Annotated in this window: 20 protein-coding genes and 1 pseudogene; 14 read left to right on the forward strand and 7 right to left on the reverse strand. The window is 66.4% G+C overall.

Annotated features, from left to right (window positions below; translation table 11 throughout):
* Positions 1-30 precede the first annotated feature (30 nt).
* The 10 genes from JMJ56_RS28785 to JMJ56_RS28830 all read left to right on the forward strand — a co-directional run bounded on the left by JMJ56_RS28785 (position 31) and on the right by JMJ56_RS28830 (position 7,497).
* Positions 31-855 (forward strand): alpha/beta fold hydrolase, encoded by an 825-nt coding sequence (locus JMJ56_RS28785; RefSeq protein WP_202835193.1) that lies wholly within the window; start codon positions 31-33, stop codon positions 853-855.
* The gene (locus JMJ56_RS28790) at positions 852-1,619 is read left to right on the forward strand and encodes an SDR family oxidoreductase (RefSeq protein WP_202835194.1); all 768 of its coding nucleotides are present in this window, start codon (positions 852-854) and stop codon (positions 1,617-1,619) included. The genes JMJ56_RS28785 and JMJ56_RS28790 overlap by 4 nt, the downstream gene beginning before the upstream one ends.
* A gap of 11 nt (positions 1,620-1,630) precedes the next feature.
* Complete coding sequence (locus JMJ56_RS28795) at positions 1,631-2,182, forward strand: cytochrome P460 family protein (RefSeq protein WP_202835195.1); 552 nt, start codon at positions 1,631-1,633, stop codon at positions 2,180-2,182.
* 62 nt (positions 2,183-2,244) lie between these two features.
* On the forward strand, positions 2,245-3,213 hold the full coding sequence (locus tag JMJ56_RS28800) for an MBL fold metallo-hydrolase (protein WP_202835196.1): 969 nt from the start codon (positions 2,245-2,247) through the stop codon (positions 3,211-3,213).
* Between the two features lie 12 nt (positions 3,214-3,225).
* Positions 3,226-4,206, forward strand: coding sequence for a catalase family peroxidase (locus JMJ56_RS28805; protein ID WP_202835197.1), 981 nt, complete (start codon positions 3,226-3,228; stop codon positions 4,204-4,206).
* A gap of 140 nt (positions 4,207-4,346) precedes the next feature.
* A complete protein-coding gene (locus JMJ56_RS28810; RefSeq protein WP_202835198.1) occupies positions 4,347-4,739 on the forward strand; it encodes a DUF302 domain-containing protein in 393 nt (130 codons plus the stop codon).
* Positions 4,736-5,971, forward strand: coding sequence for a sulfite dehydrogenase (gene soxC / locus JMJ56_RS28815; protein ID WP_202835199.1), 1,236 nt, complete (start codon positions 4,736-4,738; stop codon positions 5,969-5,971). The genes JMJ56_RS28810 and soxC overlap by 4 nt, the downstream gene beginning before the upstream one ends.
* Positions 5,972-5,981: 10 nt before the next feature.
* The gene (locus JMJ56_RS28820) at positions 5,982-6,500 is read left to right on the forward strand and encodes a cytochrome c (protein ID WP_328702495.1); all 519 of its coding nucleotides are present in this window, start codon (positions 5,982-5,984) and stop codon (positions 6,498-6,500) included.
* A gap of 68 nt (positions 6,501-6,568) precedes the next feature.
* Entirely contained in the window at positions 6,569-6,811 is a 243-nt protein-coding gene (locus JMJ56_RS28825; RefSeq protein ID WP_202835201.1) for a hypothetical protein, read from the forward strand.
* 200 nt (positions 6,812-7,011) lie between these two features.
* Entirely contained in the window at positions 7,012-7,497 is a 486-nt protein-coding gene (locus tag JMJ56_RS28830) for a DUF2721 domain-containing protein (protein WP_202835202.1), read from the forward strand.
* Positions 7,498-7,551: 54 nt separating this feature from the next.
* Here JMJ56_RS28830 and JMJ56_RS28835 read toward each other — a convergent pair whose 3' ends face one another.
* Positions 7,552-7,815 carry a hypothetical protein gene (locus JMJ56_RS28835; protein ID WP_202835203.1) on the reverse strand — a complete coding sequence of 88 codons (264 nt, stop codon included), beginning with the start codon at positions 7,813-7,815 and terminating at the stop codon, positions 7,552-7,554.
* Positions 7,816-8,016: 201 nt separating this feature from the next.
* Between JMJ56_RS28835 and JMJ56_RS28840 the strand changes: the two genes are divergently transcribed.
* From JMJ56_RS28840 to JMJ56_RS34365, 3 genes and pseudogenes are all read left to right on the forward strand, one after another.
* Positions 8,017-8,550 carry a hypothetical protein gene (locus JMJ56_RS28840; protein WP_202835204.1) on the forward strand — a complete coding sequence of 178 codons (534 nt, stop codon included), beginning with the start codon at positions 8,017-8,019 and terminating at the stop codon, positions 8,548-8,550.
* Between the two features lie 60 nt (positions 8,551-8,610).
* A complete protein-coding gene (locus JMJ56_RS28845; RefSeq protein ID WP_236038769.1) occupies positions 8,611-8,910 on the forward strand; it encodes a DUF3489 domain-containing protein in 300 nt (99 codons plus the stop codon).
* Positions 8,910-9,668 (forward strand): annotated as a pseudogene (locus JMJ56_RS34365) (recombinase family protein). The gene JMJ56_RS28845 and the pseudogene JMJ56_RS34365 overlap by 1 nt, the downstream one beginning before the upstream one ends.
* 22 nt (positions 9,669-9,690) lie before the next feature.
* Here the strand turns inward: JMJ56_RS34365 and JMJ56_RS28860 are convergent.
* The 3 genes from JMJ56_RS28860 to JMJ56_RS28870 form a co-directional block, all read right to left on the reverse strand.
* Positions 9,691-10,365: a GNAT family N-acetyltransferase gene (locus tag JMJ56_RS28860; protein WP_202835207.1), complete on the reverse strand. Its 675-nt coding sequence runs from the start codon at positions 10,363-10,365 to the stop codon at positions 9,691-9,693.
* Between the two features lie 25 nt (positions 10,366-10,390).
* On the reverse strand, positions 10,391-10,612 hold the full coding sequence (locus tag JMJ56_RS28865) for a DUF1127 domain-containing protein (RefSeq protein WP_202835208.1): 222 nt from the start codon (positions 10,610-10,612) through the stop codon (positions 10,391-10,393).
* A 516-nt stretch (positions 10,613-11,128) separates the two neighbouring features.
* Complete coding sequence (locus tag JMJ56_RS28870; protein WP_202835209.1) at positions 11,129-11,677, reverse strand: dioxygenase family protein; 549 nt, start codon at positions 11,675-11,677, stop codon at positions 11,129-11,131.
* Positions 11,678-12,655: 978 nt separating this feature from the next.
* Here JMJ56_RS28870 and JMJ56_RS35720 point away from each other — a divergent pair.
* Positions 12,656-12,913: a GNAT family N-acetyltransferase gene (locus tag JMJ56_RS35720; protein ID WP_407927963.1), complete on the forward strand. Its 258-nt coding sequence runs from the start codon at positions 12,656-12,658 to the stop codon at positions 12,911-12,913.
* 11 nt (positions 12,914-12,924) lie between these two features.
* Here JMJ56_RS35720 and JMJ56_RS28880 read toward each other — a convergent pair whose 3' ends face one another.
* The 3 genes from JMJ56_RS28880 to JMJ56_RS28890 all read right to left on the reverse strand — a co-directional run bounded on the left by JMJ56_RS28880 (position 12,925) and on the right by JMJ56_RS28890 (position 16,799).
* Entirely contained in the window at positions 12,925-13,341 is a 417-nt protein-coding gene (locus JMJ56_RS28880) for a CsbD family protein (RefSeq protein WP_202835211.1), read from the reverse strand.
* Positions 13,342-13,749: 408 nt separating this feature from the next.
* Entirely contained in the window at positions 13,750-14,970 is a 1,221-nt protein-coding gene (locus tag JMJ56_RS28885; protein WP_328702496.1) for a fatty acid desaturase, read from the reverse strand.
* Positions 14,971-15,629: 659 nt separating this feature from the next.
* Positions 15,630-16,799, reverse strand: coding sequence for a terminase large subunit (locus JMJ56_RS28890; protein WP_202835213.1), 1,170 nt, complete (start codon positions 16,797-16,799; stop codon positions 15,630-15,632).
* Between the last annotated feature and the right edge of the window lie 57 nt (positions 16,800-16,856).

Consider the following 16,856-nt stretch of genomic DNA (forward strand, 5'->3'; position numbering starts at 1 on the left):
GCGCCAAGCTCCAGATCCAGGAGACAGACAATGCCTAGCATCAAAATTGAGGATGGGGCCGAGATCTATTATAAGGACTGGGGTTCCGGGCCACCGGTGGTGTTCAGCCACGGCTGGCCGCTGAACGCCGACGCCTTCGAAAACCAGATGTTCTTCCTGGCGTCGCGCGGCTTCCGGTGCATTGCGCACGACCGCCGCGGCCACGGCAGGTCGAGCCAGCCGTGGGCGGGCAATGACCTCGACACCTACGCAGACGATCTTGCCGCCCTGGCGCGGGCGCTCGACCTACGCGACGCCGTGCATGTCGGACACTCCACGGGCGGCGGCGAGGTCGCCCGCTACATCGGCCGCCACGGCACCGGCCGCGTGGCGAAGGCGGTGCTGATCGGCGCCATCCCGCCGCTGATGCTGAAGACCCCCGTGAACCCGGAGGGCACCCCGCTTGAGGAGTTCGACAAGCTACGCGCGGCCGTGCTGGCCGACCGTGCGGCCTTCTGGCGCGAGCTGAGCCTGCCCTTCTACGGCTACAACCGGCCCGGCGCGGAGGTATCGGAAGGCGTCCGCGACGAGTTCTGGCGGCAGTCCATGATGGCTGGCTTCCCGGCCTCGTATTTCTGCATCAAGGCCTTCTCGGAGACCGACACGACCGAGGACCTGAAGCGTTTCGACGTGCCGACACTGCTGCTACACGGCAGCGACGACCAGATCGTGCCGATCCGCGCCTCGGCGATGCACTCCTCGAAGCTGATTCGCGGTGCAACGCTTAAGATCTACGAAGGCGCGCCGCACGGTATGGCAACGACTCTCAAGCACCGGGTCAACGAGGACCTCCTTGCCTTCCTGGGGGCGTCATGAGCCCGGCCGCATCCGGCAGGCTCGCGGGCAAGATCGCCGTCATCACCGGCGGCTCGACCGGCATCGGCCTCGCCACCGCCCAGTGCTTTGCCGCCGAGGGCGCTCGCGTCTTCATCACCGGCCGGCGCGAGACGGAACTCGCAAACGCCGTCGCTGAGATCAGCGGCGCTGCAGTTGGCATTGGCGCGGACTCTTCTGACCTGGCCGATCTGGACCGCCTGTATGACCGTATCCGCCGTGACGCCGGGCGCATCGACGTGCTGTTCGTCAATGCCGGCGGTGGGTCGATGCTGCCGCTCGGCGAGATCACCGAGACGCAGTTCGACGACACCTTCGGCAGCAACGTAAAAGGCGTGCTGTTTACGGTTCAGGGCGCGTTGCCGCTGCTCGGCCCCGGCGCGTCGGTCATCCTGACCGGCTCGACAGCGGCCTCGGTCGGGACGCCGGCCTTCAGCGTCTACGCAGCGTCCAAGTCCGCCGTGCGGTCCTTCGCGCGCAACTGGATCCTCGACCTTCGAGGGCGCGGTATCCGCGTCAACGTGCTCAGCCCGGGGCCGACGCGGACCCCAGGGCTGGTGGGCCTGGCAGGCCCAGAGCCCGCGCATCAGCAGGCGCTCCTGGGAGAAATGGCCACGCAGGTCCCGCTCGGCCGCGTCGGCGAGCCGGCCGAGGTCGCGCGCGCCGCGCTGTTTCTGGCTTCGGACGATGCGACCTTCGTCACAGGCACTGAGCTCTTCGTCGACGGTGGAGCGGCTCAGATATGATGCTCTGGGCAATGCTCCCATTCATGCGCTGCGCCCGGTCGGGCCGCAGCGTCATCCGTGCCGTCGCCGCCACCGCGGCCTGCGTCATCGCCCTCATGCCCATCATGGGCGGTGGTGCCGAGGACGAAGCCTCGGGGGTCTTTGGCGTCCGGCTGCCAGAGGGCTATCGCGACTGGCGGCTGATCAGCGTGGCGCACGAGGCGGGCGGCCTCGACGACCTGCGGGCGATCCTCGGCAACGACATCGCTGTGCGCGCATTCCAGGAGGGCACGCGGCCGTTTCCCGACGGCACGGTCATCGCGCGGCTCGCCTGGCGGCACCAGTCGTCGGCCGCCAACGGCGCGGCCTTCGGCCAGGCGCAGTCCTTCGTCGCGGGTCCTCCCACCAACGTCCAGTTCAGCGTCAAGGATTCGAGGCGCTACGCCGACACGGGCGGCTGGGGGTTCGGCCAGTTCGAGGGCGGCAAGCCGAACCGAGACGAAGCGCTGCTGCGGACCTGCTTCCCCTGCCACGACCGTGCCGCGAAGGCCACCGACCGAGTCTTCACACATTACGCGCCCTGACGATGCAGAGCCGCCCGGCCTGCGTGAACCAGGGTCCCTTGCGCAGTCTTGAGGAGCACGCGATGCGATCGACGTCCCGACACTGGATCACGCGGCGCGGCATCTGCCTTTGCTGCCTCTCGGCGACACTGACGGCGGCTGGCGGCGCGTTGACGCCGCGGCAGGCCTTCGCGGAAGCGCAAGGCATCGTCGACCAGATCCGGTCCGCGGCGGCGGCGGCGCCGATCGCGATCCATCACCTGCGCGGCGGCGTTGCGGTGCTCGAGGGCTCCGGCGGCAATGTGGCAGTGTTCGCCGGGCGCGACGGGAAAGTGATGGTTGATGCCGGCATCGAGGTCTCGCGCCGGCAGATGGCGGCCGCGCTGGACCACCTCGGCCCGTCGCCACTGACCCATTTGGTCAACACGCATTGGCACTTCGACCACGCCAGCGGCAACCAGTGGCTGTGCGAGCTGCGCCCGACGATCGTCGCGCACGAGAACACGCTCAAGCACCTTCGAGCGACGCAGCGGGTCGAAGATTGGGATCACGATTTCGCCCCCCTGCCCGCGGCGGCACTGCCCGCCGAGGTGTTCGCGACCGAGCGGACACTGGCGGTGCGCGGCGCGACCCTCCAGCTGCGCTGGTACGGCCCGGCGCACACCGACAGCGACATCGCCGTGCGCTTCGTCGAGGCCGACATCCTGCACGCCGCCGACACCTACTGGAACGGCGCCTATCCGTTCATCGACCGTTCGACCGGCGGCAGCATCGACGGGTCGATCCGCGCCGCGGAGGCCAACCTGGCGGCGACAACCGACGCGACCATCGTCATTTCCGGGCACGGCAACCCGGTCAGCGACCGAGCCGGACTGCTCGCCTTCCGCGACATGCTCGTGGCCATCCGCGGGAAAATCGCCACGCTGAAGCGGCAGGGGCGCTCACTCGACGAGACCATCGCCGCAAAGCCAACCGCCGACTTCGACGCGATGTGGGGCGGCTTCGTCATCGGCCCGGCGCTCTTCACCCGGCTCGTCTACCTCGATGTCTGACAGGGATCACCCATGACGCCCCGCCGCACGCTTCTGATCGCCGGCCTGTCCATCATCCCGTTCGCGGCGGCGCGGAGCCAGCCGGACCTCGACACGCAGATCGTTGACGCGTTGGAGGTCCTGTTCGGCGTTCACCCCGGTGCACGCCGCGTCCATGCGAAAGGGCGGCTGTACGATGGTCGCTTCAGCCCGGCGCCCGAAGCCGCGCGCCTCTCCCGCGCGCCACAATTCACCGGCGTGGTGCCGGTGCTGGTCCGCTTCTCCGACGGTCCCGGCGTGCCCGGCATCGCCGACGGCGATCCCGACACGCTACCGCCCGGCATGGCCATCCGCTTCCTAACGCCGGACGGCCGGCCGAACGACATCGTCGCGCATGGCAGCGAGGGCTTCCCCGTGCGTAATGGCGAGGACTTCCTGGCCTTCCTACGCGCCGTCGCCGCCAGCGGCCCGGGCGTACCCGCGCCCACGCCGCTGCAACGCTTCGTCGCCGTGCATCCGGAGACGCAGCAATTCCTGGGTCGCAGGCAGCAACAGGCGGCGAGCTTCGCCACAACCCGATATTTCGGCAACACCGCGATGGTGTTCGAGGCGGCCGACGGGTCGCGCCGGGCGTTCCGCTATGTGATCGAGCCCGCGGTCGGGCTCGCCGGGCTCTCGCCGGAGGAACGCCGTGCACGGCCGCCCGATTTCCTGTTCGATGAACTCACGACGCGCCTCCGCGCGGCGCCGGTACGTTTCACCGTTACGGCGCAACTGGCGTCGCCCAGCGACCCGACCAACGACGTCACCGCGTTGTGGCCGTCGGATCGCCAGCGCGTGGAGCTCGGCACCGTCGAGGTGACCGGCCTGCACGGCGACCAGAGCGAGGAGCTGCAGCTCTTCTACGACCCGAACAACCTGCCCGACGGCATCCAGGCCTCCGACGACCCGCTGCTGCCGCTGCGCCAGCGCGTCTACGGCGTGTCCATCGCCCGGCGGACCGCGCCGCGATGACCCATCAGGCCGTCGCCGCTCCCAGGGACATGGTAGCGCCCAACGAAGTCATCGTTCCGGCGTGCTGCAGGGTCCCGCGCCGGGCCGCGCTCGTCGCCGGCCTGGCGCTCACGATGGCCGACGCAAAAGGAGGCTCAGGCATGGACGACGCGCTGCGACTGCGCAGCTCCCTGGCATTCACCGAGACGCTCGCCCGCCTGCGCGCGGCCCTAGAGGGGCGCGGCTTCCGGATCTTCGCAGAGATCGACCACCGCGCCGCGGCCGCGGAGGTCGGGATTGAGATGCCGCCGACCACGGTCATCCTCTACGGCAATCCAAGGGGTGGGACACCGCTAATGCTCGCCGCGCCCGACTTCGCGCTCGAGCTTCCGCTGCGCGTGCTGGTCCGGCAGGACGCCGACGGCACCACCCGCGTGACTCTAAACGCCGCCAGCACGCTTGAAGGCAGGCACGGGCTGCCGGGTGGGATCGCAGGACGGCTCGCGCCGGCGGAGCAGGTGATCGCCGACGCGCTCGGGGGGCGCAAACCATGAGCAGCGCGCCACCCCTCGGTCGCCGGCGCCTGCTGGCCGCTTCCGCGACGGCGGGTCTGACGACTAGTCCGGCTGGGGCCGACACGCTCGCCAACGTACCGGCGCGTGAGCCGGGTGCGCCGCTATCCGCCCGGAGCGAGCGCTCGCGCTTCGTCGAGCTTGGACGGGTGCCCGAGGCGGCCCCGGGCATCCGCCCAGTCGATCCGGTCGATGCGATCAACTCGAAGACGCCGTTCGATCGACTGGTCGGCAGCATCACGCCGACTGACCTGCACTACGAGCGCAGCCATGCGGGCGTTCCCGACCTCGACCCCGCTAAGCACCGGCTGCTGGTACATGGCCTGGCGGCTCGCTCGCTGGTGCTGACGATGGACGACATCCGCGCGATGCCGTCGGTCTCGCGCGTCGCCTTCCTCGAATGCACGGGCAACGGCTGGGAGAACTGGAAGGCGGCCGACCCGACACTGACCGTGCAGAACACCCATGGCCTAGTCAGCACGCACGAATGGACGGGCGTGCCGCTGCGCTTCGTCATCGACCTTGTGGGCGGGGTGCCGTCCGCAACCTGGATGTTGGCCGAGGGCGCAGACGGCGCTGCGGTGGCGCGCAGCATCCCGCTGACCGAGGAGATCATGGCCGAGGGCATCCTCGCCTACGCGCAGAATGGGGAGCCGCTACGGCCGGCTCACGGCTTCCCGCTGCGGCTGTTCCTCCCGGGGCTCGAGGGCAACCTCAGTATCAAGTGGCTGCGCCGGCTGAAGTTCGGCGACCAGCCCTTCATGACTCGCTGGGAGACGGCGCGGTACACCCAGCTGCAGGCGGATGGCCGCGCGCGGCAGTTCCAGCTGCGGCAGGAGGTGAACTCCGTCATCACGGCGCCGTCGGGAATGATGCGCGTCCGCCCCGGCCCTGTCCGCATTTCCGGCCTCGCCTGGAGCGGCCATGGCCGCATCGTCCAGGTCGAGGTTAGCACCGATGGCGGAGCATCCTGGCAGGCGGCGCGGCTCACCGCGCCCGCCTTGCCCAAGGCCCAGGTGCGGTTCGAGATGGACTGGGTCTGGGCCGGCGCGCCAACAGGCATCGTTAGCCGCGCGACGGACGAGATGCGGAACGTCCAGCCGGACCGTGCAGCGTTCATCGCGCGGACCGGGACCAACGCGCTGTTCCACTACAGCGCTCAGCAGACCTGGCGAATCTCGGCCGAAGGGGATGTCCGCAATGCGCTCTCCTAGGGCCCTCGCCGTGGGTGTCCTCGCGGCTGGCATGATGTCGCACCAACCGCACGCCCAATCCTTCGGTCGCACGCCGTCCGCTTCGGAGATCGCTGGCTGGGACATTGACGTCCGGCCGGATGGCGCAGGCCTTCCTGCGGGCGGCGGGACGGTGGCGCAGGGCCGGGCCGTGTACGACGAGAACTGCGCGGCTTGCCATGGACCCGAGGGCAGGGACGGCATTCGGGACCGCCTCGCGGGTGGTCAGGGCACGCTCGCCTCCGGCCAGCCGATCAAGACCGTGGGAAGCTACTGGCCCTATGCGACGACGCTCTTCGACTACATCCGCCGGGCGATGCCTTACCAGGCGCCGGCGTCGCTCAGCGCCGACGAGACCTACGCCGTGTCCGCCTACATCCTGTACCTGAACGGGATTCTGCCGGCAGAGGGTGGGCTCGACCGCGCAAGCCTGCCGCGCGTCAGGATGCCCAACCGCGATGGCTTCCTGCCGGAACGCGAGTTCACGGCGGGTTGGACCGCTGCGCGCTGACCGCCGATGGCGTGCAAGCGCACCGCGGACCGGCGTGCCGACCGGAGCATTGCTGGGAGGACCACACTATGTGGCGCCACGTGATGGTCTTCTCCGTGGCCAGCGCCGGACTTCTGCTCGTTCGGCTGCTGGCGGCCCGGATCCTGTTCGGGTTCGATGGATCCGGCATGGGCCTGCATGGCTGGATCGCCATGATCCTCGGGGTCGTTTTGACCTCCGGTCTGGCGGTCGCGCTGATGGCCGCGGTGTTCGCGTTCGATCGGACCGGGCAGGATGCACGAGCGGCAGGCCGCAGCGACGCCCGCGAATGACGGACTCTCGTTGTTTTCGTCAGGCCAAGCCCGGCGTCGCAGCGGTGTGGCACGAGCGACAGCGTGCAGGCACCGGAGCACCTTTGGCGGCCGCCGACCAAGGTGTTCGTAGCCTGACCGCGAACCGCAATCTGCTGCGCCCGACGTGTCCCCGGCGGCGACGCGTCCCGGATTTGCGCTGCCGGGCCGAGCCCTGAACCGTGGTCGGCCCCTTCGCCGGTGCACCGCTGGACAGCATCGCGCACGTCATTCAGGTCGCGCTCACGCCGGTCTTCTTGCTCTCAGGCATCGGCACGCTGGTGAGCGTGATTAATGCCCGGTCGACCCACGTCTCGGACCAGGCCGGGCACGCGGCAGCGCTTCTCCTCGCTGAGCCTGACGGCGCCAGCGCGGCCCTCATGCGCGCCCACCTGGCACGGCTGCGGCGCCGGCGATTTGGCCTGGACGCGGCGCTTGCACTGGGTGGGGTGGGCGGTGCTGCGTCATGCGGCGCGGCGTCTGCTCTGTTCGTAGGTGCGGTACGGGACGCGTCGGCTGCGACCACGTTGTTCGTATTGTTTGGCCTTGCTCTCGCATGTACTGTCGGGGCGTTGGGGGCACTCATCGCAGACGCCGGTCTGGCCTGGCACGGGCTGCGCACCGAAGGCGCGCTCCCACACACACCGGTCACATCGCCACATCGATAAGCTGGTCCGGCTGCGTGACGAGCCCTCGCCCCTGGAAATGAGTTCTGCATCCACTTACGGCGTGATCGACAACGTCCTGATCTGTTCGGTGGTCCATGTCAGCCCGGTGGGACTATCCGTCGTATGCCAATCAATGCCATCTGAGCACCACTGGATGGGGACATCCTTCGGGCTATCGCCGAAGTACGCGTCATTGCGCGCAGTGACGCGACATTCGACCGGTGCAACGGGGGCTGCGAAGGTGTAGCCCATCTGCCCCCGTGCGCCGCCGGTGTTGTTGGCAGCGATGTAGAAGGTGTTGGCGTTGCCATCGAACATCTGCGCAGGACCGTAGATCGTCACTGGGCTCGGAGTGCAAGAATCGTTCAGATCGCACTCTCCGCTTCACATATTCCCTGAGCCGAGCGAACAGTCCCACACCTGCCCTTCGCACGGTTGCGCACCACCCTCGCCGGCAGATTGGCGGGGCTTCGGGTCGTAGGACGCGGTATCGGGCTGGGTCCTGCGGGAGACCCGATCATGACGAAGCTCACCGACACCCAGACGCTGATCCTCAGGACCGCCTCGCACCACCCGGGCGGCTTGGCCGCGCCGCCCGCCAGCCTGCCCCCGGCGCCGCGTGGCGCGGTGGCGAAGTCCCTGGTCGGCGCCGGGTTGATGGAAGTTCTGCCCACCGCTAAAGGCGAGGACGCCAGCCTGGTGTGGAAGCTCGACGGCGAGGTGGTACTCCTGCGGATCAGCGACGCAGGGTTAGCCGCGATCGGCATCACGGTGACGGCCGGCCAGGGCGCGCCTGCTCCGGCGCAAGACGGCGAGGCGACGATGCCCACAATGCGCGCCGGTGGCCCTCAGCAGGCGCCTCAGGGGCCGGACCACACCGTCGACGCAGCGGAGGCCGCCGAACCGCCCCAGGACGCACCTGGCGGGCCGCAGCAGGGCACCCAGGGCGCGACAGCGGGATCTGAGGCAGCCGCAGCGTCGCCGCCCTCCACGGGCCGCACAGCGCCCGCCACGGCCCTCCGCTCCGCGGCCCAGCAGGTACTCGCCGCCTGAGATGACGAGGGCAACGAGCGCAGCGGCCTGGCAGAAGCCATCGCGGCCCTGCGCAGCGCCCTGCCCCCTGCCCGCCCCGCGCGGCATCCGCGCCAGCCCGGGGCTTCACGAACTCCACGCACCGGAACCAAACAGGAGACGATCCTCGCCCTCCTCTGCCGCGCCGATGGCGCCAGCGGCCCCAACATGATCGAGGCGACTGGCTGGGCGCCCCATACGGTCCGTGGCTTCCTCGCCGGCCTCAAGAAGCGTGGCTTTGAGGTCGTGGTCCATGACCGGGTCCGGCAGGTCGGCCCCGGCAAGGACGGCGCCAAGGGCAGCTACACGGTCTACCGCGTCACCGCCGGGCCCGTGGGCTGATGCGCCGGCAGGAGCAGCGGCTGGCGGTCGGGTACCTCAGGGTCTCGACGGCCGAGCAGGGCCAGAGTGGGCTGGGACTGGAGGCACAGCAGGCCAGCCTTCGAGCCTATCTTGAGGCTCAGGGCTGGACGCTAGTTGCCGAGCACCCCGACATCGCCTCCGGCAAGGACGATCGGCGGCCCGGCTTCCAGACAGCATTAGCTCGCTGCCGGCAGCTCGGCGCGGTGCTGGTTGCGGCCCGGCTCGATCGGATCACCCGGCGTGCCCACACGCTCTCTGGCCTCTTGGAGGAGGGCTAGTAGATCCGGGCGGCCGACATGCCGGGCGCCGATGACCTGATGATGCGCATCTACGCCGCCATGGCGCAGAAGGAGCGGGAGCTGATCAGCGAGCGTACCAGGGCCGCGCTGCGGGCTGCCAAGGCGCGTGGGGCGGCGCTGGGCGGCGACCGGGGCTATCGGCCGACGGTGGGACCCAGCGCCGCGGCAGCGGCCCAGGCGCGGCGCCGGGCGGCGGAGCAGGCGGCGCACCGGCTGCCACTGGAAGTACAGCGGCTGCGGGCCAATGGCGTCACCGGGCAAGCGGCGTTGGCGCGTGCGTTGAACCAGTGCGGCGTACCGGTGCCGTCAGGCCGCGGCGCATGGACACATACCACGGTGGCACGAGTACTCGCACGAGCGCCGGGCAAACACAGGCCTCACCTCATGGACAGACCGTTGTGTGTAGAAGGCGGAGTTGGAGTGCCGCCTGGGCTCTGAGATGCTGGCCATGATCTGCTGATTACGGCAGGGCCTTCTCGAAGGCGAAGGTCCGCACTCCAGGCGGCGGCTTCTCCCACACGCCTGGAGGCACATAGTCACGCTGTTCGAAGCCGGCCGCGCGGTAGAGTGCAACCGCGGCCTGATTCATGCTGGAGGTGGTCAAAAACAGCCTCCGGAAGCGCCATTCGGAACAGAGCGCCTCCGTCTTGGCCAGCATGGCCCGTGCCACGCCACGCCGTCTGACAGCAGCGCTGACATACATGCGGCGGAGCTCCGCGACATCCTCCCTGATTGGCCGTAGGGCGAAGGTGCCCAGCAGGTCGCCATCCCGGGACAACGCCAGCCAGAAGCCGCTGCCTCGTCCCGGCTGGTAGTGTGTTGCGACGTCGCGGTAGTCGCCGGCCAAGGCCCTGGCGATGTAAGCATCGACCTCGGCCCGCGCCGATGGCGGCGCGATCTCGCGTATGCACTGTACGAACAGGTTCCAGACCTCGAACTCATGTACTCGATCGAACGGCCGGATTAGGACAGCAAGCACGTCGGCTGGCGCTTCTTGCTGCTGCTGGTGAACTTTCAACTCGGATGCCACAGCGTTGCGCTCCATGCCGAGGGCGGTATGCCCTATTAACTCGATGCTTTCGTGCAGCAGTAGGACAGGAAAGTCCTGGCCCGCCTTGCCACGGGTGGTACTCACCCGACAGATCCCGATCCGGCCTTTTTCATGCCTCACACAGGCTGGCCGCACGTGCTTGAGCAATGGAGGGGATCTCACTCCGGTATAGCCCGAGGTCCTTGAGCGTGCTGTCGTCCAGCGCGCTCAGCGCGCTCGCCATGCGCCGCTCCTTCCGCCGCAGGCGGGCCGCCTCGAAATGGTGCCGGGTCGCACTTGCCACCCACACCACGATTTGGGTTGCCGCGGAGATCATCATCCCGTGCATCATTTGCTTCCTCTTCTCGTGTTTCGACGAACAGAGGATGCGACGGTGCCGTTTGTGGCAGCGTGGGCGTGGGCGTGGGAAGCCGGCGCGCGGGCGTGGAATTGGTTGCGGTTACTTCGACGAGTCACCTTTCGCAGCCGATGTTCCTGGCGGAAGGGGCAGTTCCGGCCGACTGTCGAAAGCGCGTGTCCACGTCTCTAGGACGCAAAGGAAGCGTAGATCGATCACCGAGGGGACCAAAGCCGCCCTGCAGGCCGCCACGACGCCTGGGTCGGTGCTGCGCGGCGAAAAGGGGCTTACCGGCGACCAAGGGCCCTGACGCCCTTGCAGCGGCCCAGCCGCGGCGCTTGGCGGCCGAGCACGAGCCCTGACCGAGTGTGGCATACCCACCCCGCGCGGCAGCGGCGTCTGGACGCATACCACAGCTGCACGGGTGTTGACGCGGGCTGCCTGCAAATCGGTATGAGCTAATGTCCCCGCCGCCAGCTTACCCGACGGCTCGCTAGTGCAGCCCGTATGTCAGCCCAGCACGATGTCGCGGTTAGCCAGCAGGACGCCCGTCTCGGTCCGGTCCGCGTGCTCCAGCCGTAGCATGACCGCGTCGCGCTGGAGAGGATCGCGCAGGGCATTAAACAAGCCATCACGCTCGTTCAGCGGCTCGCCTTCGACATAGAACTGCGTCACCAGCGGCTGGCGACCTGGTGCAGCAATCGCCGCATGGATATGCGGTGTCCGGCCCGGATACGCCACAGGGCGAATGGTTCGGAACGCGTAGCTGCCGTCAGCCCCAGCGACCACACGCCCATGGCCCTGAAAACCCTCGTCGCGTCTGCTTTGTCGATCGCGCGGATGGCGATAGCGGCCGAGGGCGTCGCATTGCCAGATCTCAACAACGGCGCCTGGCACAGGCGCACCACGGATATCCAACACGCGTCCGCGCAGATGGGTCACCACTCCTTGTGCCACTGCCGCAGCGCCCGTCACCCGGACGAGATCACCATCCGTGTCGCCTTCCCAATCCACCGGGTAGAAGGGGCCGGCGGTTTGCCGAGGGGTCGGCACTGGCATCGGGGGCTGTGCTCTTGCATGGTCGATGATACCTGACCCGGCGATTGCAGCCAGTGCGCCCGTGGCAAGCAGATGACGACGGCTCGGCAGAGGGGGTGTTGGAAATAGCACGGTAACCTCCTACGGCGGCTCTGGTCCGGCACATGGCTGTCCCAAGAGCGTCTCACAAGGCGCAACGGCGGCGAGCGGACGACCGTCGAGGGTTCGATGGCGCTCGGTCGCGCGCAGAGTGCCGGCACCCGCCAGCCGCGGTGCCTGGCCCCCCACGATCGTCGTCCGTGTGTTAGCTCGAGCGGAAGCTTGACCCACTGCCCGGTCACCGACGCACGATGGCGAGATCCTCTTCGACCCGCTGCCGCGCCTCCTCCTCAATCAGCGGCCAAGTCCAGGCGGGATGAGCCGTCAGCACGCGCTCCATGAATGCGGCCATAAAGTCCCGCTCCGCTGGCGTCACGCGCAACGCCATGGGCTCGAAGAAGCCAAGCTGTAGGGGCAGGGCGGCGGCTAATCGTCTGGCATGGCCGAAGCATAGAACGAATAGGGAACGCCATCGTGGGCCTAAATGCGGCCGGATCTCCATTATCCTCGATATCCACAGACGGACTGCGCGGCCCTCAAGCCAACATTAGCCTTGGATCCAACATGCCATGCGTCGCCGGCCGGGTGCGTACCATCGTCACTCGGGTTTTAGCGCGCCGCTTGAAGATCTACGGTATGGACCGGAGTGCAGCTTGAACGAAGGCCTCACACCCGGTGCCGTTCGCCGCCGAATTATGAAGGATCTCTCCGCTGACGTCACGCTACGGCCTGGAAATTCGCGCTGCCACCGGTGCCGATGCTCCGGGACTGGCGGTACTGCTCGCCGAAGCGGGGCACCATGTTGATGCAACTGAGATAGCAAGCCGATTGTCTGTGCTGCGAGGTACCGCGGGCGCGGTGTTGATAGCGGTGCGATGGGGACCGCCAAGCGGCCTCGTGGTGTTGCATTGGTATTGCACGCTCGAGGCGGGGCGCCCTACGGCCCAGGTCACTACTTTGCTGGTAGGCATCGAAGAGCGTCGCCTCGGCATCGGTCGGCTACTGCTGAAGGCTGCCGCGCAGGCGGCAAGAACAGCTGGCTGTGGCAGTCTCGAACTCCTGCCAACTTCTGATGCAACGGATTTGCATGAGTTCTGCCATGCCACAGGCTTTGGCAAGACAGGCCTACGATTCGTCCGGCCTCTCCGTAAGGGGTGAAACTCCTCGATTCAGCGTCGGATCCGGTTCACATATCTATTGCCGCTTTTAAGCCGTCCGATCAGGAAACCTGTGCCGACTGCTACGCTCACCGAGGTTAATGGACGCTGACGGATAGCGTCGAGGTATCTGTCGAGCTTCTCCGCGTAGCGGTCGGCCGCGTTTGCAGCTGCATCCAATCTAGGTGTGGCCGGCTCCCTAAAGAGGCGCTCCACCTCTGCGCGAAGGTGCTCGACTTTAGACTGAGGATCGTCGGTGGCTGGTCGGGCTGCGTCTATGACGTCCCCTGCGGTGTTCCGGAAAGTCCCGGCGACGTCGTCAGGCCGGCCTTCAACCCAGAGCTTCTTATCCCCAGTCAGCCGGCCAGCCGCCGCCTCGGCTTTGCCTTTTGCTTGCTGCGCAGTTCCGGCAACGCGATCCGAAACCATAATCATCTCCTCCGATTTTTACGAAGCGGCCAAACAGCAATGTAGGACTGTCCCGCGCGCCAACGTCGAACCATGGTCGCAGTTCGACGCGCCATCCGGCGACTCCGGTTTCGTTGCCCGGTCTCAGCACGAGATGCTCCGCGGCCGCTCAGCCGGGGTTAGGCGGCATTGCGCGCCTTGCTTCCTCGTTCAGGCAGCAGCGGGCAGAGGCGGCGTACGTCGTCTTGCCCGTCTCGCGGCAGGTCTTGGGGAACACGATGGCAAGCGTCGCCAGGGCGGTGCGGCTGGCTAGGTGAGGCCGAGATGGCACTCCTGCCCCTCCAAGTCCTCAAGCCGCAACTCCAGGCTGCGGCATCCATCGTCGGGGAAAGGCTGCGTTCCATCAGAGAAGCGCTTTAGCTGTCTCGGCTAATGGCGAATAGCGTCCCGGGCTGTGGCAGCAAGGGACGCAAGATTGCTGTCGATTGCCTGAAAAAGTCCCCATGACTCGAAGTAGCCACTCGTGAAGCCTGGAGAACCTGCTTCGAGGTCCTCCTGCCGCGCATGGATGTAATCGGTCCAACGGCGTGTAGCCGGCCTTCGATGATGAAAGTCGTGGCAAGGCGCATCACCGACCAGTACGAAAATCCGAGCAAAGAGGTGAACGGTAAGCATCTTAGACCACCAAATTGCCCAGCTAAGCACGCTTGCAACGGTCGAGGCGCTCATCTCTGGGGGCGAGACGCCGGGGAACACGCCAGTTGTCGCGTGGCAGACAAATGCTCGGTCGCGAGTAGAGATCAGGTCTGCTTCTGGGAAGCGGTGTTCACATAGGATCCGGAGGACCGTCGCAGCTTGCAGCAGGATGGTAACGGGCAGGACCAGCGCGACCGACAACTCAAACAATGTGCCCGTTGCAGCTGCAACGAGTAATAGGGCGCCCCAAGCAGTAAGCCCGACGAGGTCGTGTGCCTTGTCCCCAGTAAATAGGCTGGCCCGAACACGACGAAGGAGGAACCGCGAGTGAAAGACGGGCGAGACGAGGTTCGTGCCAATACGTCTCCATGCCTCCCGCTTCGGCATGCCTGGCTCTAACCCACACATGCCGAGCACAAAGTCGGCAAACTCATCCTCTTCAGTGAGCAACTTTTTTGGGCTGTGGTGCAGCATGTGCTCACGCTGGTAATCGTCAAATCTTTTGAAGAGAAGCAGCGCTGAGATAAGCCGACCAACACGGCGATTGCGCTCACGCGTGCGAAAAACTGTGCCGTGGGAACAGTGATGAAAAATGATCACCTGAAAAATCCCAAGACCGCAGCTTGTGGCAAGGAGGCCAAGAGGGAGCAAAAGCCATGCCAAATAAGGAGGCTCGACAAGTAGCAGTGGGCACAAGCTTAAGCCGCAACCCACTAGCATCCAAGCCAACGCACTCACGACAAAACTGCTAGCTGAACGAGGTGACGCGGTCTCACCGGGCGCTGGTCTCGCCGTGAGCCAAGTCAGGAACGGCTGGACAACGGCCGGAAGCCGTTCTGACATTTGTGCCCTTGGGTCGGTTTGATACTTTATGGAAACCCGAGATTGCTCAGCAACTGTCGATGGACCAACGAACGTCATAAGGTATGCTCTCCCTGGCTTGCGGCACGGCATCGCACCGTTTCCAAACCAAGAAGTAGCAAGATAGTTCTACTTCGTATACAATTTGGCGAAAGCTACCGTTGGCGCTTACACCTTGGTACGCGCACGCGGCCCTTCACAGCCTTAGCAGGCTTGTCCAAAGATTTGAGCCTCTCAACGTGGGCCGAGCGACGTATGTCGCCTTGAAGCGGCTAGCTACAGCCTCGGGCAGGGTCACTGGCCCGAAGTACCGATCACCACACATGTCTGATGGCGAGCAGATGATTGTGCCGTCTTGCCACTCGCGGCAGTCAGCCTTCTCAGGCCAGTCATCCCCTCGCCAAAGCAGTGGGCGCAATCCTGTTGCATCCTCCACCCAATGCCATCCACTGCATTCAGGCTTATCTGGAACTCCATTCCATTTAACGGTCATTGCCCCGCCCCATCAAACGCACGACAAAAAAGCATAACACTGCTGAAGGTCTGTCCTTAGCTTTTATCAAAGCAACATCCTGGTAACATGGAGTTTTCCAGCGCATCAAAACGCTGCTCTTAAGCGAGCCATTCGCAAACAAGGGAAAGAAATTTGTCGCTAATGCGTGTAAATCTTATTTAAGATATTGCTTTGCTGCTGAACGAGAGGTCCTGCTAATCACTACGTCTATAAATCCGGTTGCTACTCCCATATTGCCTCACGCTTGCCACAACTCCGCCCGTTCAAAGATGCTGGTGAACTGCTCCGGTTCAGTCATCGACCGCCCGATCGCCATGATGAGCGCCACGGCCGCGTCGATCTTCTGCTCCGGTCGCACCTTGGTCGGGTACAAGTTGCCGCGCCGGTCCGGCTTGCCCACGACGTTGCCGATGCACCACTCCAGCACCGGGTTGCCGTCATGCTGAAGGCGACCGGAGCGCATCGCAGCGTCGAGCTCGATGATCGCCGGCGAGAAGTTGGCCGTGGTCGAGCGGAACTCCACCATCTCGATGTCCTGCGCTCGAAGTCGCTGCGCCAGCTGCGTTGACTGCCACGGGTCGTAGCCGACGCTCACGATCTGAAAGCGGCGGCTGAGCTCCAGGATGTCGTCCTCGATGGCCTGGAAGTCGGTCTCGTTGCCCGGAGTGAGGATGAGGTGCTCAGCCGCCGCCCAGCCCGGATAGGCGGCATTCCGCGCCTCCAGCACCGCCTCCTCGTTCAGGTAGCAGCGGGCGAAGGCGGCATAGGTCGTCTTGCCCGTCTCGCGGCAGGTCTGGGGAAAGACCAGGGCCAGCGCCGCAAGGTCGGTGCGGCTGGCGAGATCGAGGCCGAGGTGGCACTCCTGCCCCTCGAAGTCCTCCAGCCGCAGTTCGGGGCTGCGGCACGCCTGCCAGGCGCGCATCGAGAACAGCGCCTCGTCGGCACCGGACCAGATGTTCAGGTGCCGCGTCCGGGCGGCGGTCTCCTGCGCCAAGTTGTTCCGGGCCTGCCGCATGATGGCGCGAATCGCCTCCGGCTGCACCGCTTGGCCCCAGCTCGGGTTGGCCTTGATCCAGGTCGCCTCGTCCCAGGGGTCGTCCTCGGGGTCGGCGGCATAGATCAGGGTGAACAGCCGCTCGTCCTCCTGAGCGCCCTCCAGCACCCGAACGCCATAGTCCCAGAGCTGCTTGCCGATGCCCGTGGTGTTACCCGTCGCCGTGCTAATCGACAGCAGTAGCGGGTGCCGTCGCTTGCCCATGGCGGTCAGCAGCACGTCATAGACCTCGGACGTCTTGTGCGAGGCGATCTCGTCACAGACCGCCACCTGAACGTTGAGCCCGTCCAGCGCCTTGGCGTCAGAGGAGACCGGCGCGAACTTGGACGCGGTCTGGGCCTGTCCCGATTTCACGGACACCTTTGATAGGCTGAGGAGCCTGGGAGGTGTCGATGACGGAGAGCAACAGAC

The organism is Belnapia arida, from assembly GCF_016773205.1.
GTDB classification, from domain to species: Bacteria; Pseudomonadota; Alphaproteobacteria; order Acetobacterales; family Acetobacteraceae; genus Belnapia; species Belnapia arida.